This is a genomic window from Bacillus mesophilum, assembly GCF_008923265.1.
Lineage (GTDB): Bacteria > Bacillota > Bacilli > Bacillales > Cytobacillaceae > Cytobacillus > Cytobacillus mesophilum.
This window is the reverse complement of record NZ_WBOT01000001.1, coordinates 138,295-164,356: the sequence shown is the minus strand read 5'-3', so window position 1 is coordinate 164,356 and position 26,062 is coordinate 138,295. Positions and strand designations below refer to the sequence as shown.

At 36.6% G+C, this 26,062-nt stretch carries 23 protein-coding genes and 2 pseudogenes; 12 read left to right on the top strand and 13 right to left on the bottom strand.

All coding sequences use genetic code 11. The features are described 5' to 3' along the window. Positions 1 to 2: 2 nt before the first annotated feature. Together F7732_RS00895 and F7732_RS00890 are read right to left on the bottom strand one after the other, a co-directional pair. Positions 3 to 971, bottom strand: coding sequence for a DUF294 nucleotidyltransferase-like domain-containing protein (locus F7732_RS00895; protein ID WP_151571840.1), 969 nt, complete (start codon positions 969 to 971; stop codon positions 3 to 5). Positions 972 to 1,131: 160 nt separating this feature from the next. After that, a complete protein-coding gene (locus tag F7732_RS00890) occupies positions 1,132 to 2,400 on the bottom strand; it encodes an ammonium transporter (protein WP_151571839.1) in 1,269 nt (422 codons plus the stop codon). 299 nt (positions 2,401 to 2,699) lie between these two features. Between F7732_RS00890 and F7732_RS00885 the strand changes: the two genes are divergently transcribed. Then, positions 2,700 to 2,891 carry an alpha/beta-type small acid-soluble spore protein gene (locus F7732_RS00885; protein WP_151571838.1) on the top strand — a complete coding sequence of 64 codons (192 nt, stop codon included), beginning with the start codon at positions 2,700 to 2,702 and terminating at the stop codon, positions 2,889 to 2,891. Between the two features lie 42 nt (positions 2,892 to 2,933). Here F7732_RS00885 and F7732_RS00880 read toward each other — a convergent pair whose 3' ends face one another. Then, complete coding sequence (locus F7732_RS00880; RefSeq protein WP_151571837.1) at positions 2,934 to 3,314, bottom strand: winged helix-turn-helix transcriptional regulator; 381 nt, start codon at positions 3,312 to 3,314, stop codon at positions 2,934 to 2,936. A 179-nt stretch (positions 3,315 to 3,493) separates the two neighbouring features. On the opposite strand from F7732_RS00880, the gene F7732_RS00875 reads away from it, so the two are divergent. The 3 genes from F7732_RS00875 (at position 3,494) to F7732_RS00865 (ending at position 6,274) form a co-directional block, all read left to right on the top strand. Then, complete coding sequence (locus F7732_RS00875; RefSeq protein ID WP_151571836.1) at positions 3,494 to 4,681, top strand: MFS transporter; 1,188 nt, start codon at positions 3,494 to 3,496, stop codon at positions 4,679 to 4,681. Positions 4,682 to 4,815: 134 nt separating this feature from the next. Then, complete coding sequence (locus F7732_RS00870; RefSeq protein WP_151571835.1) at positions 4,816 to 5,661, top strand: aldo/keto reductase; 846 nt, start codon at positions 4,816 to 4,818, stop codon at positions 5,659 to 5,661. Between the two features lie 415 nt (positions 5,662 to 6,076). Next, positions 6,077 to 6,274, top strand: a complete 198-nt coding sequence (locus tag F7732_RS00865) for an aspartyl-phosphate phosphatase Spo0E family protein (protein WP_151571834.1) — start codon at positions 6,077 to 6,079, stop codon at positions 6,272 to 6,274. 3 nt (positions 6,275 to 6,277) lie between these two features. Here F7732_RS00865 and galU read toward each other — a convergent pair whose 3' ends face one another. Beyond that, on the bottom strand, positions 6,278 to 7,159 hold the full coding sequence (galU, locus tag F7732_RS00860; protein ID WP_066447385.1) for a UTP--glucose-1-phosphate uridylyltransferase GalU: 882 nt from the start codon (positions 7,157 to 7,159) through the stop codon (positions 6,278 to 6,280). Positions 7,160 to 7,962: 803 nt separating this feature from the next. Between galU and F7732_RS00855 the strand changes: the two genes are divergently transcribed. Then, positions 7,963 to 9,522: a bifunctional metallophosphatase/5'-nucleotidase gene (locus F7732_RS00855; protein WP_151571832.1), complete on the top strand. Its 1,560-nt coding sequence runs from the start codon at positions 7,963 to 7,965 to the stop codon at positions 9,520 to 9,522. A gap of 178 nt (positions 9,523 to 9,700) precedes the next feature. Here F7732_RS00855 and F7732_RS00850 read toward each other — a convergent pair whose 3' ends face one another. From F7732_RS00850 to F7732_RS00840, 3 genes are all read right to left on the bottom strand, one after another. After that, a complete protein-coding gene (locus F7732_RS00850; protein ID WP_151571831.1) occupies positions 9,701 to 10,183 on the bottom strand; it encodes a cupin domain-containing protein in 483 nt (160 codons plus the stop codon). An 83-nt stretch (positions 10,184 to 10,266) separates the two neighbouring features. Next, entirely contained in the window at positions 10,267 to 11,250 is a 984-nt protein-coding gene (locus F7732_RS00845; RefSeq protein ID WP_151571830.1) for an ATP-binding protein, read from the bottom strand. Then, positions 11,250 to 12,320, bottom strand: coding sequence for an RNA ligase (locus F7732_RS00840; RefSeq protein ID WP_151571829.1), 1,071 nt, complete (start codon positions 12,318 to 12,320; stop codon positions 11,250 to 11,252). The genes F7732_RS00845 and F7732_RS00840 overlap by 1 nt, the downstream gene beginning before the upstream one ends. Before the next feature lie 239 nt (positions 12,321 to 12,559). Between F7732_RS00840 and F7732_RS00835 the strand changes: the two genes are divergently transcribed. The 3 genes from F7732_RS00835 (at position 12,560) to F7732_RS00825 (ending at position 14,457) form a co-directional block, all read left to right on the top strand. Further along, positions 12,560 to 12,979: a hypothetical protein gene (locus tag F7732_RS00835; protein WP_151571828.1), complete on the top strand. Its 420-nt coding sequence runs from the start codon at positions 12,560 to 12,562 to the stop codon at positions 12,977 to 12,979. Between the two features lie 427 nt (positions 12,980 to 13,406). Next, entirely contained in the window at positions 13,407 to 13,919 is a 513-nt protein-coding gene (locus F7732_RS00830; RefSeq protein WP_151572567.1) for a DUF3231 family protein, read from the top strand. A 181-nt stretch (positions 13,920 to 14,100) separates the two neighbouring features. Next, on the top strand, positions 14,101 to 14,457 hold the full coding sequence (locus F7732_RS00825) for a YxeA family protein (RefSeq protein WP_151571827.1): 357 nt from the start codon (positions 14,101 to 14,103) through the stop codon (positions 14,455 to 14,457). A gap of 1,285 nt (positions 14,458 to 15,742) precedes the next feature. Here the strand turns inward: F7732_RS00825 and F7732_RS00820 are convergent. Continuing rightward, positions 15,743 to 15,946 (bottom strand): hypothetical protein, encoded by a 204-nt coding sequence (locus F7732_RS00820; RefSeq protein ID WP_151571826.1) that lies wholly within the window; start codon positions 15,944 to 15,946, stop codon positions 15,743 to 15,745. Positions 15,947 to 16,047: 101 nt separating this feature from the next. Here F7732_RS00820 and F7732_RS00815 point away from each other — a divergent pair, with 101 nt between their 5' ends. Next, positions 16,048 to 16,260, top strand: a complete 213-nt coding sequence (locus F7732_RS00815; protein ID WP_151571825.1) for a hypothetical protein — start codon at positions 16,048 to 16,050, stop codon at positions 16,258 to 16,260. A gap of 223 nt (positions 16,261 to 16,483) precedes the next feature. Here the strand turns inward: F7732_RS00815 and F7732_RS00810 are convergent. The 5 genes and pseudogenes from F7732_RS00810 to F7732_RS00790 all read right to left on the bottom strand — a co-directional run. After that, positions 16,484 to 17,650 (bottom strand): annotated as a pseudogene (locus F7732_RS00810) (IS110 family RNA-guided transposase); the annotation flags it as partial. Between the two features lie 271 nt (positions 17,651 to 17,921). Then, entirely contained in the window at positions 17,922 to 18,365 is a 444-nt protein-coding gene (locus F7732_RS00805) for an SRPBCC family protein (protein ID WP_066442659.1), read from the bottom strand. Positions 18,366 to 18,937: 572 nt separating this feature from the next. Further along, complete coding sequence (locus F7732_RS00800; RefSeq protein ID WP_151571823.1) at positions 18,938 to 19,975, bottom strand: hypothetical protein; 1,038 nt, start codon at positions 19,973 to 19,975, stop codon at positions 18,938 to 18,940. Position 19,976: 1 nt separating this feature from the next. Next, a complete protein-coding gene (locus F7732_RS00795; RefSeq protein WP_240056491.1) occupies positions 19,977 to 20,519 on the bottom strand; it encodes a sigma-70 family RNA polymerase sigma factor in 543 nt (180 codons plus the stop codon). Positions 20,520 to 20,738: 219 nt separating this feature from the next. Continuing rightward, complete coding sequence (locus F7732_RS00790; RefSeq protein ID WP_161598818.1) at positions 20,739 to 21,335, bottom strand: alpha/beta fold hydrolase; 597 nt, start codon at positions 21,333 to 21,335, stop codon at positions 20,739 to 20,741. A 101-nt stretch (positions 21,336 to 21,436) separates the two neighbouring features. On the opposite strand from F7732_RS00790, the pseudogene F7732_RS00785 reads away from it, so the two are divergent. From F7732_RS00785 to F7732_RS00775, 3 genes and pseudogenes are all read left to right on the top strand, one after another. Beyond that, a pseudogene (locus F7732_RS00785) lies at positions 21,437 to 22,423 on the top strand (IS3 family transposase). 217 nt (positions 22,424 to 22,640) lie between these two features. Next, positions 22,641 to 23,228: a TetR/AcrR family transcriptional regulator gene (locus F7732_RS00780; protein WP_151571821.1), complete on the top strand. Its 588-nt coding sequence runs from the start codon at positions 22,641 to 22,643 to the stop codon at positions 23,226 to 23,228. A gap of 151 nt (positions 23,229 to 23,379) precedes the next feature. Continuing rightward, positions 23,380 to 24,552: a M24 family metallopeptidase gene (locus F7732_RS00775; RefSeq protein ID WP_151571820.1), complete on the top strand. Its 1,173-nt coding sequence runs from the start codon at positions 23,380 to 23,382 to the stop codon at positions 24,550 to 24,552. Positions 24,553 to 26,062: the final 1,510 nt, after the last annotated feature.

Here is a 26,062-nt window from a genome sequence, read left to right as displayed (position 1 = left end):
TTTTACACCTTCTCGATTAAAGCAATCACATATTGATGAAGCTGCTTTGCTTTTCTTAAAATGTGCTTTAGTTCTGCTTTTTCGACCTTTGATAATTGCGTGACATTCAGATAATGAGCATCTTCATATGAGCTGACAGAAATCAGCCTATTAACACGAATTTGAAGTAAAGCCTTATAGGCAAAATAATAATCTTTCAGCATACTCGCATATTGTTTCTCTTTGAGTAAGATCAGCATCCTTTTCTCAGTCGGAGATTCAAGAATTCCTTCCTTAACAGCTAGTATTCGAATGGCATTTACAAAGGGTATAAATGCTGAATATTTTAGATCAATACATCCATGATATTTCCCTTTTTCCTCTACGATCAATTGCCCAAGAGGACCGATTGTGTTTTTGAAATGCTGTACATTTTCCATCACCCGTTTAATCAGGTTAGGATGCTCTTGACTATACTCATGAATAAAAGACTTTAAATCTTCCACTAATTGATTCTGTCCTATCAAAGCTCTGGCATCATAAAAAATTTGCAAATTGCGTATATCTGCCCAGCTTGCCTCTTCCATCCAATGATTCAGCTGTTTTTCCCACTCTTGATGCGACTTGCACCATAATGGATTGCTGCTCATTACATTCCCTTCACAAAACGGATAACCAACCTCATTAAGTCCAAAAGATATTTCCTCACCTAAATGGAGGAAAAAAATATTTGCCTCTTTTGTATCCTCTACATAAATAATCCCATGGTCTTGATCACTGAAAATTCCCTGTTCAAATCTTCCGCCGCTTCCAGTAAGGAAAAAGGCGAAATGACATGGCGGTTCACCAATCTTCTTTATAGCAAGACGTGCAACATTTTCAATAATATGGTCGTGAAAGTTATTTAACATATCTGTATTTAGGAGATTTTGATTCACTTGATTGTTTTTCCAACTCTTTATATCACGATAACTGGAGAAAGATGTTTCCAAACTAATCCTTCCTTTTTAAACCATTTTATATTTCCTATAAGTCTTACCCTTTTTTATAGCTTAACAAATTGAGTGATACCAAGATTATCAATAAGGTAAAATAACGCCCATAATCGCAATTGATTATGGGCGCTGCCAAAGGGTTACTAATGATAAAAAATTAAGAACTCAATTTCTTATTTTCTTCTGCAAGAAAGACTTCTGGATAGCCATAGCTTCCATGCTCACTCATATCAAGACCCATAATCTCTTCTTCTTCCGTGACACGAAGGCCTCCAAGTGCTTTTTTGATACCAAAAAGAACTGCAAACGATACTGCAAATGCAAATGCTCCTGATACAGTAACACCTAATGCTTGAACACCAAGCTGTGTAAAGCCGCCTCCATAGAAAAGTCCTGCCTGACCAACCGATGCAAGCTCTGGAGTTGCAAAGAACCCAGTGGATAAAGTTCCCCATATACCGGCTGCTCCATGAACAGAAAGCGCGTAGATCGGATCATCAATTTTTCTCTTTTCAAAGAAACGGGCGCTATAGAATACAAGGATACCAGCAACTAAACCGATCACAACTGCTGCCCATGTATCTACGAAGGCACACGACGCTGTAATGGCTACTAGGCCGGCTAAAGCTCCATTAAGCAAAGTTGGTACGTCAGATTTACCTAAAACCATCCAAGAGATAAGGGCTGCTGCAACCGCTCCAGCACCTGCTGCTAAATTTGTGTTAAGAGCTACAAAACCGAAAAACCCTCCATCAACAGAAACAGTACTGCCGGCATTAAAGCCGAACCAGCCTACCCATAAAATTAAAACCCCTAATGCAGTGTAAACCTGATTATGACCAAAAATGTTATTTGGAGAGCCATCTTTATTGTATTTTCCGATACGAGGTTTCAATAAAATGGTTGCCGCTAAAGCAGCCATTGCACCTGTTAAGTGGACAACTGTTGAACCTGCAAAATCTTGCTTTCCATGTTCCGCCAGCCAGCCGCCTCCCCAAATCCAGTGAGCAACAACTGGATAGATAATTGCAGAAAAGATAATCGTGAAGATAAGATAGACAGATAATTTCGCTCTTTCTGCAAATCCCCCTAAAGCAACCGTTATGGAAATTCCCGCAAATGCTAATTGAAACACGAAGAATACAGCTGAAGATAACCCCATTCCCTCAAGTTCCTGACCTGAGTAGAAGAAATTTGAGAACCCGACTAAGAAATTTGCATTATCTCCGAATATAAAACCAAATCCTACTGCCCAGAATACAAGTGAAGCAAGGCCGAATGTAACAATTGTTTTACCTGCAATATGCCCTGCATTTTTCATTCTTGTAGAACCTGCTTCCAGCATTATGAATCCGCCAATCATAAAAATAACTAAAATTGCACTAATCATGACCCACAAGCTGTTCATTAAAAACGTGGCATCCATTCTTTTTCCCCCTTTATTTTATGTTACATTAACTAACCATTTGATGTTAGATTATATAACATTAATTAATTAACTCTTATTTTACTCGAAAATAATAAGAAGTCAACACGAAATTTTAAATTTTCCGAAATTTATGTCAGAATATCTCCCATGTTTTTTTCTTCTACATACCTCCCTTGATTGCGGGTAAAATATAAGTAGCAATTCATGATTATAAAAAGTGAGGATTCTTTTTTCATAAAAGGCTTTCAAGCTTGAGTAATGATGAATTGTGACTACCTTGTTGGGAGTGATGGATCATGGCAAGAAACAAACTATTAGTGCCCGGTTCTGAAAATGCTTTAGAGCAAATGAAGCAGGAGATTGCAGGGGAGTTTGGTGTACAGCTGGGTGCAGACACGACCTCAAGAGCAAACGGTTCTGTTGGAGGCGAAATGACCAAACGTCTCGTCGCCTTAGCAGAAGAACACTTGAAAAATCAGCAGCAATAAACAAAAGGGATGCCAGTAATTTGGCATCCCTTTCTATCTTTCTCATTGAGGTATTTGATCTTTCTCATTTAAGATACTTTCTTCTAAGTATTGCGATTTATCTCCATAGACATTTGTTATATGCTTCTCTCCCCAAGCACATAGCAGATCCAAAATCGATTCCAGACTTTCTCCATATTCACTTAGTTCATATTCAACTTTTGGCGGTATTTGGTTATAGACAATACGATTAATAACTCCGTCTTCTTCAAGCTCCCGCAATTGCTGTGTGAGCATTTTTTGCGTAATATTTGGCATCAGCCTTTTTAACTCACTTGTCCGTTTTTTACCATGTGTCAGATGACACAGAATCACACACTTCCACTTACCTCCGATCACTTCAAGCGTAGCTTCGACACCGATGTTATATTTCTTTTTCTTCATTTTCTTTCCCTTCCTTCTGACAGGCACCAAAAGGTTCCTATCGTACTTTTTAGTTTCTATATTACAAAAAAGTACGTTCTTCTCTTTTTAAAGATTATATCCCATAATAGCTTTTGCACACCGATCCATACTATACCACTTTAATAAGGAGTGGAAGATACAATTCAGGAGGAAAATGCATGAAAAAGAAAAATAATCAATTCGCTTTGTTAGCATTGGCTATAAGCGCCTTTGCTATCGGAACTACAGAGTTCATCAGTGTGGGTCTTCTTCCTCTCATTGCAGAGGATTTAAATATAAGTCTTCCGATCGCAGGATTAACAGTATCCATTTATGCGTTAGGCGTTACGATCGGGGCACCGATTCTAACTTCCATAACTGCAGCCATTCCCCGCAAAACATTGCTGATTTGGATTATGATCATATTCATTATCGGCAATATCATTGCTGCGACTGCTGCTAACATCGGAATTCTGCTGATCGCACGGCTGATTTCAGCCTTTTCTCATGGCGTATTCATGTCAATCGGCTCAACCATCGCAGCTAGTTTAGTATCACATGACAAAAGGGCTGGCGCTATCTCCATCATGTTCACTGGGTTAACAGTAGCTACTGTAACTGGTGTCCCATTCGGAACATTTTTAGGGCAGCAATTCGGATGGCGGCTTGCATTCATTGCTATCGTTGTAATCGGTATAATCTCGCTGATTTCAAATTACTTCTTAATCCCAGGCAACATGCCTCGCGGAAAAGCAATAAAATTAACTGAACAGTTCAAGCTATTTAAACAAAAACAATTACTGCAGCTATTTCTCATTACAGCTTTAGGATATGGCGGAACCTTTGTTGTATTTACCTTTTTATCACCGCTTTTGCAGAACGTAACTGGTTTTAAAGAAAATACAGTTGCTCTTTTATTATTGGTTTACGGTGTTGCTATTGCTATCGGAAATATGACAGGCGGAAAGTTAGCTAATAAAGACCCTCTTAAGGCGCTGTTTTTCATGTTTATCATACAAGCAGCTATATTATTTATCTTGCCATTTAGCGCACCATATAAAATAGCAGGTTTAATGTCGATCATGTTCATGGGTTTATTCGCCTTTATGAATGTTCCCGGTCTCCAATCCTATGTTGTAGTTCTTGCGGAACGATATGTCCCCAGTGCAGTTGATGTAGCATCCGCTGTTAATATTGCTGCTTTTAACGCAGGAATTGCCATTGGTTCCTATGCAGGCGGTCTAATATCAGATCATATGGGTTTAATCCATACAGGCTGGGTTGGCGGAATCATGGTATTAGCAGCAGCATTATTGACTGGCAGTAGTTTAAAAGCAGAAAAGGCCTATCACAGCAAGGTAAGTTAATAGTCGAATTCAAGAACTCTTTAAAACATAGCTTTTCTTTGAATTTCAGGAGGTGATTTTTGAATTTCCTTATAAAAAAGCCTTGAAACCGAAAGATTAAAACATATATATATTTGATATTGGAGGAAAAACAAATGACAGCAAAAAATTTACAAGATAAAACAACTCTTCATAATGGTGTTCAAATGCCTTGGTTCGGTCTAGGTGTATTTAAAGTAGAAGAAGGCCCTGAAACAATTAGTTCAGTGAAAGCAGCCATTAAGAATGGATACTTAAGCATTGATACGGCTGCGGTTTATCAAAACGAGGAAGGCGTTGGAGAAGGGATTCGCCAAGGAGTGGCTCAAAGCGGATTGAAACGGGAAGATTTATTTATCACTTCTAAAGTATGGAATGCAGATCTTGGCTATGAGGAAACATTGGCAGCTTATGAAGCAAGCCTCCAAAAGCTTGGATTAGATTACTTAGATCTTTATTTAATACATTGGCCGGTTGCCGGAAAATACAAAGCTGCCTGGAAAGCTCTTGAAGAGTTATATAAACAAGGACGCGTGAAAGCTATTGGAGTAAGTAACTTTCAAATTCATCACCTCGAAGATTTAATGGCTGAAGCTGAAATCAAACCAATGGTGAACCAAGTTGAATTGCATCCGAAATTATCTCAAATGGAATTACGCACCTTCTGCAAGCAGCACGATATTCAGATTGAAGCATGGTCACCATTAATGCAAGGTGAGCTATTGTCTCATCCTGTGCTGATTAAGATTGCTGAATCACACGGTAAATCTGTTGCGCAAGTGATCTTGCGATGGGATCTTCAAAACGGCATCATCACCATCCCTAAGTCAATTAAGGAACATCGAATGATCGAAAACTCAACTATTTTCGATTTTACGCTTACACAACAAGAGATGGAAGCTATTAATGGATTAAATGAGAACAAACGAATTGGACCTGATCCAGACAACTTTGATTTTTAAAATGAAACTGTTTTTCAGAAAGCAGAGAAAAACCCGAACCATTTTAAATTGGTTCGGGTTTATTTGGCTGAAGCTCGAAAAACTCTCTTTCTTTATTAAATATTCTTAATTTTGTTCATGCAGAGTGAAACTAAATTTCCATTTTCTCGTATATATAGCAACAAACAAATGATAAAGAGGTGTTTCTTATGAAAAAGAAAAGAAATCGTAAAAAAGAGACCTATTTTGATGTGGCAATCGAGCTGATTGAACCTCTTTTTGTCCTCTTCCGTTACTTAATTCGCGGAGCGTTAAAGCTTCTAGAATAAATATGTACCACCTTTGACACATATTTAGTTATTATTTACTTTTAAAATAGCGTTCGTAATGTTAATATTGTGGCAATCAAGACTATTTTCCTAAAGGAGTGTTTAGCATGTTAACTTTACAATCTCCAAATGACCTAGTTGGCCAACAGGAATTAAGAGAAAGAATTGATTTTCTTCGTGCTAAACTAATTAAAACCGGCTTAGAAAATGGTTTCCAACATGTCCAAACTATAAAAATCAGTCAAGATCTTGATGAACATATTGCACAATATCAAATTTATTATCAGCAAAATTCCTGTGAATAGCTTTTAGACTTTTACAGATTCTAAAAGCTGCTTCATATAGTCCATTACTTCTATTTTCATATCCTCTCTTTGCAGAGCATAATCGATTGTAGCTTTTACATACCCAAATTTGTCCCCAATATCATATCTTTCGCCTTCAAATTCGAAGGCAAAAACCTCCTGACTTTCGTGCAGAACATTGATCGCATCCGTTAATTGCACTTCCCCTCCAGCTCCAGCAGGAAGATTGGCTAAAATATCAAAAATCTCCGGTTTTAATATATATCTGCCTGAAATGGCAAGATTGGATGGAGCTTCCTCTATTAACGGCTTTTCTACTAGCCTTTCAATCGCTAAGGCTTCTTCTTCATGATCTTTGTTTCGCGGCTGAATAATCCCATATTTATGAACTTCTGTCCAATCAACCCGCTGAACACCTACAATGGAAGAACTGTATCTGTTAAACATTCGAATTAATTGCTGAAGGCACGGCTCCTGAGAATTAACAATATCATCCCCAAGCAAAACGGCAAATGGCTCATTGCCAATAAATCGGCTTGCACAAAGGATAGCATCCCCAAGTCCTCTTGGTTCTTTTTGGCGGATATAATGAATATTAGCCAAACAAGATATTTCCTGAACCGTATTTAACATTTCCAGTTTCGACTTTTTAAATAACGTTTCTTCCAGCTCATAAGATTTATCAAAATGGTCCTCAATTGCCCGCTTTCCTCTTCCTGTTACAATAATGATGTCCTCAATCCCTGACTGTACCGCTTCTTCAACGATAAATTGGATCGCCGGCTTATCGACGATTGGCAGCATTTCCTTTGGCATTGCTTTGGTAGCAGGCAAAAACCTCGTTCCAAGACCAGCAGCAGGTATAATCGCTTTTTTAACACTCATCATATTCCTCCTAATGAACCATTATAAAAACGCTCGCAAAAATTAAAATTGAATAGCACACCCATTTATATGCAATTTCTTCAATTACCTATATGGTTCCTGCTTAAAAATTATTCATTTACAATTATTTAACAAACAGTGTCTTAACATTGAATTTACAAGGATCTTAAAGAAGCTTTATATTTGTGCTTTAACATAGGGGTATAGTTATTCTTAAGGAGCTGATAGCGATGCTTGAATCATTAACAAGATTAGTGGTTTTAACGATCATCTGCGTGCTTGTTTAAGGGAAACGCTTTTTCTATCAGAATTTTCGCTCAGTTTTTCCATTATGGCTGAAACTTGACAAACAACTTCATGCATTTTGAACATACTTTGCACACCATCATACACTTACATACAGTCTTCCCTGCTATTATACTTATACTTTTTAAAGCACTTCGTAGAAAAGTGCTTTTATTGTTCCCCTAAAAGTTAATTCATTTCGAAATAATTTTTAATACCGCAAACGGCTTATCCCTCTCATAAATGGCCTCTGATTATGACATATTCGTTTCGAGCAAGGTAAAACTATTCTCAATTAAACCCTCTATGAACCTGTGTTTATTAACAACTTTCCTCTTCCTTTATTTAATCTGCTAACCTGATTAATTTATACTAGCATTTTCCTCTAATCAGCTAAAAGATCATTAACTTTTTGTAAACATCGTAAAGATTCCTTTAATCAAAATACTGAATTGGTATAATATGATTTACCGCTAGTCACAAATGACTCATTTTTATATCCGGGAAGGAACTTTTAAATGATAAAAATCAACATACTTGTCACAAGCGATTTGCACGGAAATGTCTTACCGATTAATTACGGCAGCAATGAGTATTCCGAGGTTGGTCTTGCAAAGATCTCAACCTTAATTAAAAAAGAAAAAACAGAGAACAAACATACGATTTTAATAGATAATGGCGACCTTATCCAAGGTACACCTCTTACATATCATTACGCACGGTATATGAACCATAACAAGAATCCGATGATCATGCTGTTGAACGAACTTTCTTATGATGCTGCTATTCTAGGGAATCATGAGTTTAATTACGGAATGGAGATATTAAATCAGGCTGTAGAAGAAGCCCATTTCCCATGGTTATCAGCAAATATTATCTGCAAGGAAACAGGAAAGCCGTATTTTGGAAAGCCGTACTTCGTAAAGCAAATAGAAGACCTGAAAGTAGCCATTTTAGGCCTGACCACTCACTATATTCCAAACTGGGAAAAACCTGAACATATTAAAAATCTAACCTTTCAGGAAGCTCTGGAAACTGCACGTAATTGGGTGAAGTTCATCCGTGAAAACGAAAAACCGGATTTAATGATTGTCTCCTATCACGGCGGCTTAGAAAAAGATCCTGTCACAGGCGAACCAACAGAAGCTTTAACGGGAGAAAATCAAGGACATCGAATCTGTACTGAAATTGAAGATATTGATGTATTAATTACCGGACATCAGCATCGAAGACTTGCTGGAGAGATAAACGGAGTTACGATTGTTCAGCCTAGCTTTAATGGACAAGCATTAGGGAAAATAACCATCACTCTTGCCAAAGTGAAAAAGAATTGGACTATCGAAGACAAAAAAGCCATTCTGCTGGAATCAACTGAAGTTGAAGCAGATGCTGGAAGCATAGAACTTATTCAAGATTATGAAAAGGAAACGCAAGCATGGTTAGATCAGCCCATTGGAAAAGTTTATGGTGACATGACCATTTTTGATCCACTAAAAGCCCGGTTAAAAGATAATGCACTTGTTGAATTTATAAACAAAGTACAAATGGAGATTGCCAATACGGAGATATCTAATACTGCCCTTTTTAATAATGAATTAAAAGGGTTTAAAGAGAAGATCACAATGAGAGATATCGTATCGAATTATATCTATCCAAACACATTGACTGTCATTCGTATAACAGGGCAAGATATAAAAGATGCGCTTGAAAGAAGTGCTGGTTATTTTATGGTCAATAATGGTGAAATAGCTATTAGTTCATCCTTCAGCACACCTAAGCCTCAGCATTATAATTACGATATGTGGGAAGGAATTGACTACATTTTAGATATATCAAAGCCTGTTGGGAACAGAGTGATTAAATTGAAGAAGAACGGCTTCGATATTGATTTAACAGCGGAATACGATGTCGTCATGAACAATTATCGTGCTGCCGGGGGCGGAGATTATCATATGTTTAAAGACAAACCCGTCATTAAAGAGATCTCTCTGGATATGTCCGAGATTCTTGCTAATTATATTCTTGAAAGGGGCAAGATTGAAGCTTCTGTAAATGAGAATTGGAAAGTTATTTGGTGAGTACCAGGAGAACAGACTAACATTGCTATTAGCATCTGTCTCAATTTTTTCTTGTATTGTAAAATAAACTTTTCGGAAGACATAAAAAAGAAGTCAGCTCTGGTTGATTGCCAAAGCTGACTTCTTTTTTTAAAATATCAGGAGCTTTTATAAATCTCTAAGGCTTTTTCAGAAGGGTTTATTCTGCTGCCATTGCTTCCGCTTTTGTTCGATGCACGGTTCCAAACGGATGGTTAGGCGGTGCATATATTGAATATAACTTTAGCGGAACATTTCCCGTATTCGTAAGGTTATGCCATGTTCCAGCTGGGATTAAAATAGCTGAGTCATCGAATACATTTCTTTGAAAAGGTAAATTGTCTTTATTATTTCCCATTCTCACTAATCCTTGCCCCTGTTCAATTCGTAAAAATTGATCCACATTTGGATGCATTTCTAATCCAATATCTCCCCCAACATCAATACTCATTAAAGTAACTTGCAAATGTTTCCCTGTCCAAATTGCTGTTCGAAAGGTATTATTTTGTTTTGCTGCCTCATTAATATTGGTTACATATGGTCTAAAACCGTAATCCTGTATCTCCCAATTCTGATGAAATGGAGCTACGCGATACGTTTGCTGTTGATTCCAGCAGTTATACGGGTAATAATAATAATACATCTGGCATCCCCTTCTTGTTTTTCCATATCATATGCATCTTTTGTGAGGGCGGTTATAATGTGTACCTTATTAAAACCATTTTCTTATTTAGCTGAAGTGTCAGCTTCGTGTAAGATCAATAAGTCTTCAAAAAAGGTTTCTCCTATGAGTTCTTTGATTTCGCTTAACTTTTTCTCGCTTGCATTCATTGGCATCATATGAAACTGTACAAGCGTTACTACCTTTTCTGTAAATTCTCTGCTGTAGCCTAATTGATTTAAATAAAAGGCTGCCAGCTGTGAGGATACATATTCATGCCCGATGAAGCTGGCATATCTCGTTTCTTCTCCTTTATAATTGACAAATGATTTACAGAAACCTTTGCCAAGATCATGAAAAATGCTGGCATATAACATTACAAGCCTATTGCTCCCCTTATAATGTTCGTAAATATGTTTATACACATAAAAAATATGCCTGCTTACGGAGAAGGAATGATATTTAGAATCATGAGGAAGATGGTTAATGATTTGAAATTCCGGGATCAGCTGCATTAATCTATCCATAAACTCATCATGAGATAAAGCACTATTTAGATGTTCTTCCAAGGCAGTTTTGTGATGGCCGGTAAATAACCTTCTAGGTTCATATATAGTATGAACCTCTTTCCAGCCTTCTTTTAGTACTGGAATATGAAGGTTTTTATACATCCGGTTGATGACTTCTTCACCAACTGTTCGTTCTCTTATCTTATCTCTCTCATAACAATTATCTATATGTGTGTTCAGATAATAAACCACTTTTTCATCTGCTTTAATCTCGTGCTGTATCAAATGCTTCCTGCGTTTTCGGTTAAGATTAGTAGAATCATAAATGACATTCTTTCCCTGTGAAAGGATGGTGTTCGCTCTCCTATTTAATTCTTCAAAAAGTTTCTTATGATCTGCCTGATTGTTCTCATCACCATGCATTTCTTTTCTTAATCTGTCAGAAGACAGCACTTCAGCAGCATATTTAATAGACAACGTTTCTCCCAGTGTACTTTTTCCGCTCGCCGGAAGCCCGACCAGCATGATAAACATAGCCATTATGATTTCTCCCCGTTAACAAAATCACTATAATTTTTATAAATATGCTCTTTTATATCTTCTTGTTTTAGCTTGTTGTCGTATTGTTTAAATACAAGATACTTATATTCCTGCGGTATATTGCTTGAAGCATGAATAGCAAAGGATTTACGATCTTGAGTATTGCTTAGAGAAACATGTAAGTACTCATCTACTATATACTTTAGATTTAACAGTTCTGCATCCAGCTTCTTTCTGAAATCTTCTATTTCATTTCGGAATTCTTCAGGCATTTTTAGGATTAATTCATCTATTTTCCCGTCTCTCCAGTATTCCGTCTTCATTTTGTCAGAAAGACCGTAAGCAATTTTATGAATATCCATATAACGGTCGCCTTTTACTTTAAGTCGTTTGCCGCTGGACCATCTTAACACCCAGCCTTCATTATTATGGTCAATAGTTGCCTTTAATCTGACCGCTTCTTCTAACGTTAGCTTCTTCTGCTCCGTTACCTTCATCCCCAATTGAGTCCCAAGCTGCAGCAGCTCATTATAATGAAAATCTTTACCAGAAAACCGATCAACTGCACCAATAATGATCAAGTCAGACAAACCGCTATAATCTACTACCACTTTTGTGGATGGATCAATAATTTCAACTAATAACGTCGTTTCATCAGGAATCATGACATCTGCATACTTTTCATCCCATATTTTTTGAGCAGTTTGCGCTTGAACTGACTCAAAAGATCCCCTTGTTGCCCAGTATGTTTGGCCATTTATTTTATAGCTTATTCCTAAAGATCCGTCCAGCTTAACTGTAAATTCAGGTGTTTCATTAAAGGGAATATCTGCTTCATATTCAGGAAGTTCACCATAATTAAAAAACTTCGGAAACGGTCTAGCCAGCACTTCATTACTTGATTCATTAATAATTAATCCCCTGCATGACAATGTAATGTCGTTCCAGCGCTTTTCATATGTCGTATTTTCTGTGTAATTTAAAATAACAATGTCCGGAAATTGCGGATGAATCCTCCTTGATACAAACCGATCTTCTACTTCTTTCATATATAATTGTTTAGAAAACATAATAAACACCTACAGTAAATTATTTGTGGATACTCTGATTAAAACGGCCCAGCATGAAAAGGTTATTCAAACCCCAAAAAAGACTATATTTTTCCTATTTTAACTAATAATTGTATAATAGTATATATATATCTAAGTTAATTAGAGAGTTTTAGGAGGTATAATAATTGCCCCATAAGAGTTATTTTACTATGTTAATTAATATAATTATACAAGCATACATTTTCAGCGTTTAGATTATGGTGGGGTATCTTTTTGTTATTAACCTACAGGATCAGTATTCCTTACCTGCCTTCTCCGCTCATTTTCTAATTATCAGTACTGCCGCTTTCATCTTAATGATCCCTTTTGCAGCATTATTTATCACCACAACCGATTATTCTGCCAGATTTATAAAAATTAAAATGGCTTCTGTCATTTTAAAAATAGCTTCATACCATATCCCCGTTATAATTGTTGGTTTCCTTCTAAGTACAGATAAAATATTCGCTGCCAATCTGCTATTTGAGATCCCTGTCCTGGTCCTTCTGATTGTAGAGTATGGTTCTAACCGAATTAAGAATTCTTCTATCTTACTTTTTACTTCCTTAGCAGTTGGTTTAATGCATATTTTATTGGTTATCTTAGGAATTTTGGTGGTTGGTGTTAGTGCTGTTTAATACTTGTTCAACCACCTGATCTAAATTAAGGTGTTGTGACAAAGCGAAAATACTATTTCTTAAACACGAATGTTCATTGTAATGGTTTGAGTATTTACACAAGTCCGCTCCATTTAACTCATGTTTAAATATTTAATGTTAAAAAAATAGAAAAACAAATGATTATATAGATTCACTACCTAATCATTCGGCACTGTGGTTGTGTTAAAAACTTAGTCCCATACACATTTATAAATAAAGAGTGCATATTGTCAGTAAAAATAAATATATTGAAATATCCGGAAGAAATGAATGGTTTATGTATCATACAAATACTATTTAAAACCCATGCATACAATAAAATTATACTGCACAAACTACCTATCGTAATCTATATCCTTACATAAGGTGAGAAATTATGAAATTGAATGAGATAGGGAGTGCTATGATGGGCATTTTAAGCGGAAACCCCAAAGATGAACCTTTACATTATGGTGAAGTATATGCTATATTCACCCATCTTTCAGTAAACAATGGCATGATAGCTGGTAACCAAACCATGATTAATCACGCTGGCGATGGAGACTTAAAAAAGCTAATGGAAGAAGCAATTAAAAGTCTGCAGGCTGAAAATCAGCAGTTAGAAGAATTATTAAAGAGTAACGGTGTTGGACTGCCTCCTGCATCACCTGCCCGTCCCAATGCAAATTTAGAGGACATTCCTGTTGGCGCAAGATCCACTGATCCAGAAATTAGTGCAGCTATTTCTGCAGATACAGCAGCAGGTTTGGTAGCCTGCAGCCAAGCTATTGGACAAGCGGTTAGAGAAGACGTTGCAATGATGTATGGTCAGTTCCATATGAATAAGGCTCAATTCGGTGCAAAGATGTTAAGACTTAATAAAGAAAAAGGGTGGTTAATTCCTCCACCACTTCATTATCCAAAAGGAACAGAATCATAATGACAAGGCGCCTCTTTTGAGGTGCTTTTTTTATTTTTACTTTTCTATAAATTTTATATGGTGCTTTAAATCACAAATGACAAAAATGTCACTTTTTTGTTTTATTATGTAACGAAAAACGAAGGCTAATATTTTCTGCTCCTTGTAAAATGAAGAAAAAAGACAAGGAGGAATTCGGAAAATGAAAGCTTTAAAGATCACAATTAGCGGTTTGGCTGTTATGTTTATACTTGTATTATCAATGACTCTTTTAGTCAAGAATGAGCTTGCAGATATGTTAAACCCTTTTATATCTCAAAAGGATGTTTATGTAAGAATTGATTCTCCTGGAACAAAGGTCAATGAGTCTACCTTCGAATATACCCTAGAGGGAATAAAAGAAGATGGCAAGAGAACAAATGTAACTTTTACTGCTAGCAAGCAATTAAGGGAAGGTGCTTACTTAAAACTCGAAACGAAAAGAACCTATGTGAAATCTTGGGAAGAAGTTCAAATGAGTGAAATGCCTGCTGGTGTTCAGGAAAAGTTTTTATCTTAAGTTTTTTTCAAAAACAGCCAATTTTTTCGATCTAAAAAAGAATGAAAAAAAGCCTAGAACACAACCGTTCTAGGCTTTTTCTATAAGATGATTCCGACTGGGTTCGAACCAGCGACCTCTACCCTGTCAATATCGTTTGACAAATTAAGCTCCGTTAAATACATTCAAACAAGCTTGATTTAATAAGGTTTTTAGGATCTGTAAATCAATTCAGTTAAATAAATTTAAATAAATAAATTAATTATGTGAGCATTTATGTGAGCATTTGGATAGCAAGTGGTCTGTTATACAAATCCCTTATAATACAGTAGAATACAACAACACATAGGAAGAAATATGCTTTGTACCCTGTAAATATATATGCAGCTAAAATGGGTCTATTTACAGCAGTAAAATGCCCTGTAGACTCCAATATGACCACTGACATCCGGCCTGCCAGTGATTTAGGTTCCCCTAAGAAATGAATAAAACCCGCTAATTCTTATATCTATACCACAACTTGGTTTATTCTTTCTCCTCCTCTTTCATATTCACCAGTAACCCCTCTTTCCTTCATATGACTTGATCCATAATTCCTCCTAACTTTGAAGCATATCTTAGCCAATCATTGATATAACAATATTTTCTACAGTCTTTTTTTGTATTTTGATATTTATGACCCCAATAATACCTTCAAAAATCAATTTTGCATATTCATTTTTATATACTTTTGGCGTCTTTATGTTTCAAAACTTTACTTTAGCCTACACATTAGATTATTTTTTTCACAAATCCACTTTTAGTGAAATAATAAGCCTTAACTTAAATATATTAGGACAGCAGGTAATTTAAACATAGAGGAATTAAATGCTTTAGGTAATAACAAAGCATTCGGCAAAGAAAAAAGGCGATTAGTCCTTAATGGAGTAATCACCTTTATATGGATACACAAGTTACAGTGCAATAGTATCGTTTTAGTAAATTTTTCTGGAAAAATGGCTTACTTTATAATTAAGCCTATTAGAATTCATCACCAGCAAAGTACCACAATGCCTCTATTCATTAACTATTTGTACATATAAATTGAAAATGGTTGATTTCATTTTTTAAAAAATAATCCATCCCCACACTGTGAATTGTAGGATGGATTATCGCTCTAAGTTCCACAGTGATAAAAACCATTGAGAACTGAAGTGCTAAACACTTCGTAAACTAGTATAAACATAAAACAGTACATTTAAATCATGAAAGAGATAAAAACATTTGACCAATAAATTTAATAATTTTGAAAGCTAAGTAATATGTCTTATTCTTCATTAGGTTCGTTTGAAAGTGTAGCTGCAGCGGTTTCTTGTCCACTACTGATTTCTAGCTCAGCAACTTTCTTGCTTTCTAACAATTCCTTATAGATCTCAACAAGTATATCTTGAAATTCTAATAAGAGAATGTCTTGTTGCACATTATCAAACATGCTCTTCATTTTTTTATATTCTGACTTATTTTCTTGCAATACAATAAGGTTCCAACTTCATTCTATATAGGGATAAATACCAAATAGGTGTTTTACTTACCTTTTGTGATAAAATATAAGAAAATGAGGTGGAATAGGCGGTGAATATCGTGTTAGACCATAATGAAGAATCTAAAGGAAGAAAATTTGAGTGGGTTGATAAATGGGTAAAGATGACTGGCGAAAGAGCTAAAATAGATGCCAAAGCAAATAACACATATATTATTTATAATACTGAAAATGGATGGGTAAGGGAATATCCTGATGGGACCATTATTCCGTATGACCAAGAACTCGAAGGTGAAAATAAATGAAAGAACCACATCTGTTGCTTTTCTGCCCTTCTCCACAACTAATTTAGCTACATATTCTCTGTACTCGTTTGAAGATTGTTTCTTTTCATTTGTGAACACTTCCTTATTTTTGAAAATTATAGTGTACCGAATTATAATTATTTTGTGTCCCTTTTAAGACTAACCTCAGATGTTGTCACCCTTATTGTACCATTAGCACCACTTACTGCTTTGGGTTGGATATAATTAAAGACTGCATCTTTTTCAACGGATTTTCAGGTCTCGTTATGTAGTAATGATGGAGGGCTTTAAAGGCTTTGTTCTTGGCTACTAGAATCATAGATGCCCGGAATAACAATGCTCGTAATTTCTTTCGACCACGTTTGGTTATTCTGGTTCTCCCTTTATGCTTACCTGATGTATTTTCTTTTATGCTAAGTCCAGCCAGTTTAGTTATCTGGCGAGGATGATTGTATTCACTCAAATCGCCTACTTCAGCGAAGAAACCCGCCACTGTATCGCGGCCAATTCCTGTTATTTCTAACATTTGATCAACGCCTGGAATATCTTGAAGTAGTGTATCCAGAGTTTGGTCAAGCTCTTCGAACTTGTTTTGAATGAGTTCATACTTTTGGATTAACGTTCTTAACTCCATTTTAGCCATCATGGCACCCTGACGGATGCCAATCGAGCGATTGGCTGCTTCTTTTAAGGCACGAATCTTCTTAATCCCTATACTGCGTTTCACTGCTTGCCTAAGGTATTCCAGTAATTCTTCTTCTGTATATCTCACCAGTTCTTCCGGTAATGCTTCAAGCTTTAATAAATGAAGAGCTGCCTTCCCTTCCCAACTTTTAAAAACGGTAAAGAACTCTGGAAAATATCGATCAATCCAGTTGTGTACCTGTCCTTGCACTATTTGTAAGTCTACATTTAATAGATCACGTAATTTCTTAGCCACACGCAGTTCTGCGAAAACTCCTTGTGGTATAGTTGGTTCGGAGTATCTACCATCTTTGACTAGTTGTGCAATGACTTTTGCGTCTTTAACATCATTTTTAGTTGGAGAATTATCGTCTAGCTCCTTACTGTGCTTGACGTGTAAGGGGTTGACCGTGACAAATTTAATCTGTTCCTCCTTTAGAATATGAGCTAAATTAGGCCAATAATGGCCTGTTGGCTCCATTCCAGTAATGACAGACTCCATTTCGTATGAATCTTTTATTTGATTCATCCAATTAATAAATGTTCGAATTCCTTCTTGAGTATTATCAAAAAAGCAAGTAGAACCTAGCTCTATTCCACGATAATCCTGTGCTCTAGCTACATGATGATGTTTGGCAATATCAATACCAACGATTAAGGTTTCCGGTGTGATTTGAGCTATTTTATGATTTTGGTTATAATTCATTTTGAGACCTCCGAGTAGATATTTTGTCCCTTTTAGCTAGCCGGCTTAGGACACATTTATCTTATCAAGAGGTCTTTTTTCTATCAAATCTCATTTTCACTTATTACAGGAATGCTGCCCCTTTTCTACCATAAGCAAGGTGTCACTTATTACAGGAATGCTGCCCCTTTAGTGAAATTAAAGAAGCTACCATAATGGCAGCTCTAGAACTTCAATATAAACACACTTTAGTTATATAAGACTTCTAGAACATAAAAGCACCACTTCAGAATTATAAATCCTGTTTATATACAATTCCATACTCTAAGTATATCTTTAATAGTGTTAATGCTTCACCCCAGCCTACTGCACATCCAATGCAGGCTTTTAAGTCTTTTTCCGAATTTGTATAGCCCGTTTCATTAAGAATTACTAATGTACCCTCCTCATGAGGCTCAAATATAAAATTTACTGTTGAATTTTGTTCTCCTGGTGACCATTGAAAAACAAATTTTTTATTTGGAATTGCCTCAAGTATTTTCCCCCCATCTTCAATATTTACATTTTCACTACCGTAATTTGTCCATATCAATCGTATTTCACCAGTTCCATCTGAGTTTATTTCTAAAGATGTGTCATCTGTAAACCAAGCATTCCAACCTTGAGATGTTGAAACAGTTTTATATACTTCTTCTACTGGTACTTTAATGTAGGTTTTATGATTTATATCCGGCATTTTCACTTTCCTCCACATCCTTTATTTTTTTCTTTATTCTATAACTTCTATTACTTTTTCTACTTATTCGGAATAAACTTCCATAAACATAATACCATAAAAAGTAAATTCGTATTTTTTTTAAAAAAGGAACAATCCATACGAAAAGAGCCTAGGTTAAAGAACAAAAATTTCTTTTAGTAAGCTTCTCTTCTCTTTATTCCAGGAATCATTCAAAATATCCGTATATATTAATTCTGCAATGCCTTTTAAATCCACCTTTTTAATTGTGCTCTATTTAAGGTATCAAACATAAGGTAGGATTTTTCCTTTATTAACTGTCTAGAGTACTGCTATTCTATATCTTTTATTAAACAATACTGCCCCGTTTATGGAATTAGAAAAGCCACCTGAATTGGCAGCAGATCTTGATTATTAATTATTAGCACACTTTACTTTTAAGTGTACTTTACACAAAATACAGTTTGCTTTCATCTTATATGAAAAAGTGTTCCCGTTTATAGTATTAAAACCATATCTCCGAAAAGGTTCTGCTAGAACCTTTTTAATAGTTAACATTCATAAGATATTGCTTAATCGGTTATGTTATAAACTAATATATCGAATAATTCATTATTAACATAGAGTAACACTGCCCATTCACCTTTTAAAGGAATATTCACGCTTGAAGGTGCATGTGCATCCGCTCCATTATTCTCTCCACCAAGTTCAATTGACCAGCCTGTTGTCAGGATTTGATGGACTGTATCCGATTCTTTATGCAACCCAACAACTGTTAACTTGTTTTCAGTGGTATTATCAATTCCCCACAGATGCCACATCCACTTTTGATTAATATTTAAACTAGGCATATCAGCACCAATAACACCTGATTTGTTATCATTCCCTACAATATTATTACCTAAATCCACTGCCTCATTGCTCCATTCAACGTTTTCAAAATCTCTATTCAAGATAAAGGAAGGTGTATTTTTAGGTAATATTATTTTTGTTTGATTATTTTCTGATCCAACCAGTAATACGACATCCCCATATAATTTCTTATCAAAGTACACTTCGTATTTCCAAATTCCACTTTCAGGTACTGTAAGTGAAGCAGTAAATCTACCTAAACTTGAATACCCTGGGGTTGGTTCAGAAATTTTAAATGGAGTTAATACATTAATGCGATCCCCGGTTTCTTTATGAATTGCGTATATTTCAATTTCTTTTCCTCTATAGGTATTGAAAGACTCCTTAAAACTAAAGATATACCCATATGATTTACCAGCAGTAAGATAAGGATCTGGAGATACGTTGAATAGTACCTTATTATTCTTTGAGTATTCCTCCCGAATCTCCCATTGATTTTCAACATTCTGTTTATCGTTCTGATTTATATCCCCACTTAAAGATAGATTAGTAAATAACCCTGTATAAACTACAAAGAAAAACAAGGTTGCTGCAATAGTCGATATTAAATATATAGAGACATTTGGTTTCCTAATTTCTTTTGTTTGTATTTGATTAAGAGAGGACATAATCTTTCTTTTCTGTATCTCCGTAAAGTGCTTACCTTTATGAGTTGATGAATTCATAGCAGCACGTAAATTACTAAGCTTCTTTTCCATTTTACCTCCACCTTTCCATTAAGACTTTTAGTTTTATCCTTGCCCTATTCAGTCTAGTTTTGACCGTATTATTATTTATTTTTAAGATCCTACTAATTTCTTCAATCGACAGTTCGTCATAATAATACAGTGTAATTACTTCTCTATACTTGATTGGAAGTGCTAATACACAAGTAGAAAGGAATTCCTCTTCACTATTTTTCATTATGGACATTTCAGGAGATAACTCTATCGTTCTTATACGGGTGATAAGGGTGGAGCTCATAACAACCCTTTTAAAGAAAGAACTCTTTAGTAAATCTTTACATTTATTTATTGTAATCCTATAAATCCATGCCTTAAAAAAGTCGATTTTATCAATGTTTTCATACTCCCTATAACAAGTAATAAACACTTCTTGGACAATATCTTCTGATACATTCCAATCCTTTGTATAATTAAAGCAAAGCTTAGTTAGCCTTTCACCATAAACATCCATAATTTTTTCAAACCATTCATCCTTACTTTCTATATTTAAAATTTCATCCCCATTTGATTTACTCACAATTTATTCCCACCTCTTTTCCCACCTCTTTATGCTAAGACGACTGAAATCTGCTTTGGTTTCATTTTTTATACTTTAACAATAAAAAAACTACTCAAATGAGTAGCAAGTTAACTTTTTGTCCTTTTATCTTTTATAAAACTGCCCCGTTTGTCCAATAAAGCAAGGCCTAAACAAAAACGTTAATCCATCTTGGATCAACGCAATTGAAATTATAACCTACGAATTCTTTAAAAATGATTTAACAACTTCATTAACAATTTCATGCTGTTCGATGGATAAGCCATGCCCCGCATTTGGTATCAATTGAGTCGTTAGATTTGGCATAAGTCCTTTAGCTCTTTCAAGCATTTTATTTGGATTATAGATCGTTTCATGTTCGCCTACTAATAAGAGTGTTTCGTCGGTTAAATTCTGAAGTTCTTCGTCTGCAAACACAGATGGAACAATGCGCATGCATGGTACACAGTTCATACCAGAGACGATAAATTGGCGGAACACAATTTCCGCTCGCTCGTCCGGTTGAAAAACTGGGCTTATGAACCATTCTAGTTCTTTCTTAATTCTGCTTTCTGATGGGAATGCAACCGCCGGATAGACTTTAAAGAAAAACTTTGGAGTCATTTTGTGCATTCCAGCTGCTGGTGCAAGCAGAATTAGTTTTTCAACCTTTTCTGAATGATGAATAGCAAAGTTTGTACAAAGCCAGCCGCCCATCGAATGTCCCATAAAAATAGCTTTGGACAGCTTCAGCGCCGACATTACATCATCTAACCAGTTCACGGCATCCTGACGATTTTTAATAAACTCTTTCACATTGCCTTTTCCAACATCCCCGATCTGGATAGTCTACACTTAGTTGGACAGAATTTTTAAGGTCAAGTAGACTACAAATAATACATTTGAGGAGAATCTACATGGCCAAAAGAGAACGCCGAACATTTACTGAAGATTTCAAGAAACAGATCGTGCAGATGTACCAAAATGGAAAGCAAAGAAAAGAGATTATTCGTGAGTATGACCTTACTCCTTTATCTTTAGATAAGTGGGTGAGTCAGAGTCAAAAATCAGGTTCTTTTAAGGAGAAAGACAATTTAACAGGTGAGCAGAAAGAATTGCAGAGGATCCCGTTGTCTCTGATGTGGTCGATATTTTTCACGCAAGCCGTCAAAATTATGGAACACGTAAAATCAAAGTAGAATTGAAAAAGCGCGGTCTTATCGTTTCCAGGCGAAGAATCGGGCGCATAAATGCAGGAGCAGGGCCTTGTTTCTTCCTACACAATCGCTCAATTTAAACCGCATGGGAAGTCCTGTAATGAGTCAGAACAGACGAATGAACTTAATTGTTCGTTTGCCCAGGAACAAGAAATGACCGCAATCTTAAGCGATTTAACATACGTAAGAGTTAATCAAAAATGGAACTACGTATGTGTCTTCGTCGACCTCTTTAATCGAGAAATCGTTGGTTTTAGTACAGGGCCAAATAAAGATGCATTACTCGTTTATCGTGCATTAGCTTCTATCAAGGTCGACCTAAATAAAATACAGCTATTCCATACCGATCGTGGAAATGAGTTTAAAAACAAACTGATTGATGATGCTTTGAGAACATTTAATATCCAACGATCTTTAAGAATGAAGGGCTGCCCATATGATAATGCAGCCGAAGCAACATTCAAAATCATCAAAACAGAGTTTGTGAAAGGAAGACATTTTAATAGTTTAGAAGAATTAACAAGGGAATTACAGGACTATGTTCACTGGTTTAATTACATCCGAATTCATGGACCCCTTGAATATGCAAGCTCGTTGATTACAAGCATAGACACCTTAAAAAAATTGTCTAGTTTAGTGTTGACATACCAAATAACTGTGTCTAACTTGCAGGGTCACTTCAGGTAGACTATACAATTAGAACAATAAAAAGCACCTAAATAAGCTTCAAGAATCCAACAGACTGTACGTTTGGTTTATGTTATAAATATGCTACAATAATAGTGTGATCTAATTTCTACACAACTCAAGTAAGTTGTCAATTAATAAACTGTATGTTTGGTTTAGTATTTATTATATTAATATATACCTAATAACATAATATCAAAATGAGGTGCATGGAATTATGACAAAACACAGTGTTGCTAGTAAACGAACAAAAGAAAAGATAATAAACGCCGCTAGAAGCTTATTTAAGATCAAAGGTTATTCTGATACAACTATCACTGATATTATAAACGAAGGCGGAATCAGCCGGGGTAATCTTTACTATCACTTTGATAATAAAGAAGCTCTGTTCTTGCATGTAATGGAAGAGGATGCGCGTATCTGGTTAGAGGAATGGCATTCATACTGTCAACAATTTAAAAATCCAAAAGATCGGTTATACGGTTTAGCTGAGTTTTATGCAGATACAGCAATCAGCTATCCAATTAGTAGGGTACAAAAAGAATTTTTATCTAGTATACTAACTGTCAAAACCTCGGCAAAGAAATTAGAAGCTATCAATTTACAGTATTTGAAAGTTTGTGAAAATATCTTTCAAGAAGCTCAAAACAAAGGGTATTGGGAGAAGTATGACATAAGCTTTCTAACTTTGTTGCTTTCCTCAATATTGAACGGTATCGAGGAAGAGGCTAATAATATTCCAAAAGATAAGCTTAAAGAGATTTTCACCAAGGGTATAGATATATTCTTAAATGGAATAGACTAAAATATAGACTATACGTTCAGTTTATGTTAAGGTGAATCTTGTAGCCTAAAATAGACTGTACGTTCAGTTTATTTTAAGGTGTGTAGCATCCCCCAGGTTATGCCTAATATTTGGAAGGATATGCAACTATTTTACGAGGAGGAAACAAATTATGTTAACTAACCGCATTCCGAGGTCGGAGTACGAGAGAAGGTGGTCTCGGGTCCAAGACCTGGCAAAGCAGAACAACGTGGAAGCAATCATTGTTTGGGGCAAAGGTGGTGGCACGGTCGATATGGCCAGTGACCTTATCTATTTAGCCAACTATTGCCCAGTGTTTCCCTATTTACCGGACGTGCCGGGGCATTTTTCAGGTCTCAGTCATGCAGCGGTCATTATCCCCGTCAACGGTGAGCCCGTTCTTGTCACTGACAATCCCGGGGTCCGCCGGGATATTGTTCCTGTCGAGGACATCCGCTCCGCGCACGGATTCGTTCCGGACACGGTGATTGAGACCCTTCAAGACATGGGGCTGGGAAACAGCCGTCTGGGACAAGTCGCCGGACCATGGACGTCTTCTGGTGTACTGCGTCGTTTCACAGAACTGGCCACAGGCATTCAGTTAGTCGATATGGATCTGGCCATTGAGAGTCTGAAGATCCATAAAACGGAACTAGAGTTCGAGTTGCTGCGCGAAGCGGCCGATGTGGGCAGCGCCGCCATGGAAGCTTTGATGAAGACAGCGTCGGTGGCGGGAAATACCGAGGCTGATGCTGTCGCCGCTGCTTACGAGGTCGCCGTGCGAAGGGGGGGCTTGATTATGGACATTCCGAGCTCCTCCGGTCCCTTTACCGGGCTGTATACCTCTGGTATGGCTCCTAACTGGACGACCCGTAAACTGCAACTCGGTGATATTTTCCATGCAGACATGTCGGGGGCTGCGGCGGAGGGATACACCTGGGATATCTCCCGGACCGTTCCAGTTGGAGGCAAATGGAACGCCAAGCATGCTGAAATCTATGATGGTGCGATAGCAGCAGTTGAAACAGGTATCGCAGCATGTCGCCCAGGGATCGTGGCCGGTGACCTCTTCGACGTCGTAGCTAATGCCCTGAAAGTACGGGACATTTTCGTTGGTTTCCCGGTTCATGGTCACTCGTTCGGTATCGGCTGGGAAGCGCCGTGGGTCGTACCTGGAGGTAAGGCGGTAATCGAAGCCGGGATGGCGATGGCCATTGAAGTCATCGCAGGCCACGAAAACGGCACCCAAGTCAGGTTCGAGCAAAACTTTCTTGTCCACCAAGACCGCAACGAACTGATCTCTCTCTGTCCACCACGCCTATGAAGCGTGGCACGCCAGTTCGTGACTATCAACTTTTACCGATATGTATTGTGAACCCTTCATCAGAACTGTTCGGCGTTGGTGGAGGCGCAAGGATGTGTTGCAACTTTTGCTTACCGGTGATGAGGCAAGGAACCTCCGACCAATTTCGGAGGGTTTGCGATGTCAAAGGTCCTCCAGTTCGAGCAGTCTGTGATCCTGCTGTGTGTAAGCTGGTACCGGAGGCCTATAATCTGAGCATACGCGACATTGAGGGGATGATGGCAGAGCGCGGCTTTACGGTCGATCACACATCCACCGTTGGTGCGTTCGCTTCTCGCGGTGCTGCTTGAGCGCTTCAATCGGCGCAAGCGTGTTGTCACTGGCATATGGCATGTCGATCTCTTCACAAAAAAAAATAGACCGCCCTTGAGCTGACAATTCAGGTTGTGGTCTATTCTTCCGTTAAAGCCGATGCCCTAAAGGAAACAGTTATATTGCATACCGTTAGTGTTCCAGCACTAGCGGTATTTTTAGTTTATCCAGTTTTTCTAATTTAATAATACCCAAAATGAAATAAAAATATGACGTTTTATTTGTCAGTGTTTTGTGAACCCTGTCACTAAGCCAGTAAAGAATTTTTATTTTTTTCTATATTATCACATTTCATTTTATATCCATTGTCTCTACAGAAAAGCGCCCGATTGTTGAAGCCTATGTTATCAAAATTTCAAACCATGTTTAGCCAAGATTTTCACTTATAATTGTATTAGGTTGTATGTCAATTCTCACAAACACACGAGTAATTACTATACTATTAGCTTAACTGATTTAGTTGAAGAAGACTAACTTAAAATTACACTTTTTTGATTACGCCTTCCAATAGTTTCAGGCTTTAAGATATTCCATAAAATCATTTGGACGGTATTTAACACAAGCCTCTAACCTAAGATATAAAACAATAATTACTTGTTCGTATAAACTGAATTATTTATTCCAGCTTTAATCATCAAGTGATTAACCTCTGAATCAATAGTCAATCATCTGTAAAGAACAAAAGGCTAGATTGGGTCACCGCTAACAAGAGTTGGGTCAATCCCACCACTTAACTGTCCATCATTAAAAATAAAATTATGTACTCCACAATCCCCGTGTAATAAATACGGTTTTAAATCTGTCTAATTTTTTTAATAGGTTAAATACGAAATTAAGTTCATTTCTATCTAATGGTGAATCAACTCTCTTATTGCTTCAATAATTTCATTGAGAGAAAACTTTGCCAAGAATCTGCTGGTTGGTCTACCCATCCCCAACCAATATAATGAATAATTGTTTATATATTTCTATTGTAATTTGTAGCACCATTTATGAATAAATAAACTATGTATTTGTATGATGGTTCAATGAATTAGTAGTTTAGGAAACAAATTTTTGTCTAAAAATAATTAACAAATATCACTTAGATTCAATCACTCATGGTCATTTAACTTAACCACATATTTAATACCATCAGTGTTAAGATGGTACAACTCGC

Excerpts from the sequence above, each read along its gene's own strand:
- F7732_RS00845 (WP_151571830.1), bottom strand. The coding sequence starts at position 11,250 with ATGGCTATGTTTATCATGCTGGTCGGGCTTCCGGCGAGCGGAAAAAGT.
- F7732_RS00880 (WP_151571837.1), bottom strand. The coding sequence starts at position 3,314 with ATGAAGAAAAAGAAATATAACATCGGTGTCGAAGCTACGCTTGAAGTG.
- F7732_RS00885 (WP_151571838.1), top strand. The coding sequence starts at position 2,700 with ATGGCAAGAAACAAACTATTAGTGCCCGGTTCTGAAAATGCTTTAGAG.
- galU (WP_066447385.1), bottom strand. The coding sequence starts at position 7,159 with ATGAGTGTTAAAAAAGCGATTATACCTGCTGCTGGTCTTGGAACGAGG.
- F7732_RS00890 (WP_151571839.1), bottom strand. The coding sequence starts at position 2,400 with ATGGATGCCACGTTTTTAATGAACAGCTTGTGGGTCATGATTAGTGCA.
- F7732_RS00800 (WP_151571823.1), bottom strand. The coding sequence starts at position 19,975 with ATGGAAAAGAAGCTTAGTAATTTACGTGCTGCTATGAATTCATCAACT.
- F7732_RS00840 (WP_151571829.1), bottom strand. The coding sequence starts at position 12,320 with ATGTTTTCTAAACAATTATATATGAAAGAAGTAGAAGATCGGTTTGTA.
- F7732_RS00825 (WP_151571827.1), top strand. The coding sequence starts at position 14,101 with ATGAAAGCTTTAAAGATCACAATTAGCGGTTTGGCTGTTATGTTTATA.
- F7732_RS00850 (WP_151571831.1), bottom strand. The coding sequence starts at position 10,183 with ATGTATTATTATTATTACCCGTATAACTGCTGGAATCAACAGCAAACG.
- F7732_RS00780 (WP_151571821.1), top strand. The coding sequence starts at position 22,641 with ATGACAAAACACAGTGTTGCTAGTAAACGAACAAAAGAAAAGATAATA.
- F7732_RS00775 (WP_151571820.1), top strand. The coding sequence starts at position 23,380 with ATGTTAACTAACCGCATTCCGAGGTCGGAGTACGAGAGAAGGTGGTCT.
- F7732_RS00835 (WP_151571828.1), top strand. The coding sequence starts at position 12,560 with ATGGTGGGGTATCTTTTTGTTATTAACCTACAGGATCAGTATTCCTTA.
- F7732_RS00875 (WP_151571836.1), top strand. The coding sequence starts at position 3,494 with ATGAAAAAGAAAAATAATCAATTCGCTTTGTTAGCATTGGCTATAAGC.
- F7732_RS00855 (WP_151571832.1), top strand. The coding sequence starts at position 7,963 with ATGATAAAAATCAACATACTTGTCACAAGCGATTTGCACGGAAATGTC.
- F7732_RS00830 (WP_151572567.1), top strand. The coding sequence starts at position 13,407 with ATGGGCATTTTAAGCGGAAACCCCAAAGATGAACCTTTACATTATGGT.
- F7732_RS00865 (WP_151571834.1), top strand. The coding sequence starts at position 6,077 with ATGTTAACTTTACAATCTCCAAATGACCTAGTTGGCCAACAGGAATTA.
- F7732_RS00805 (WP_066442659.1), bottom strand. The coding sequence starts at position 18,365 with ATGCCGGATATAAATCATAAAACCTACATTAAAGTACCAGTAGAAGAA.
- F7732_RS00870 (WP_151571835.1), top strand. The coding sequence starts at position 4,816 with ATGACAGCAAAAAATTTACAAGATAAAACAACTCTTCATAATGGTGTT.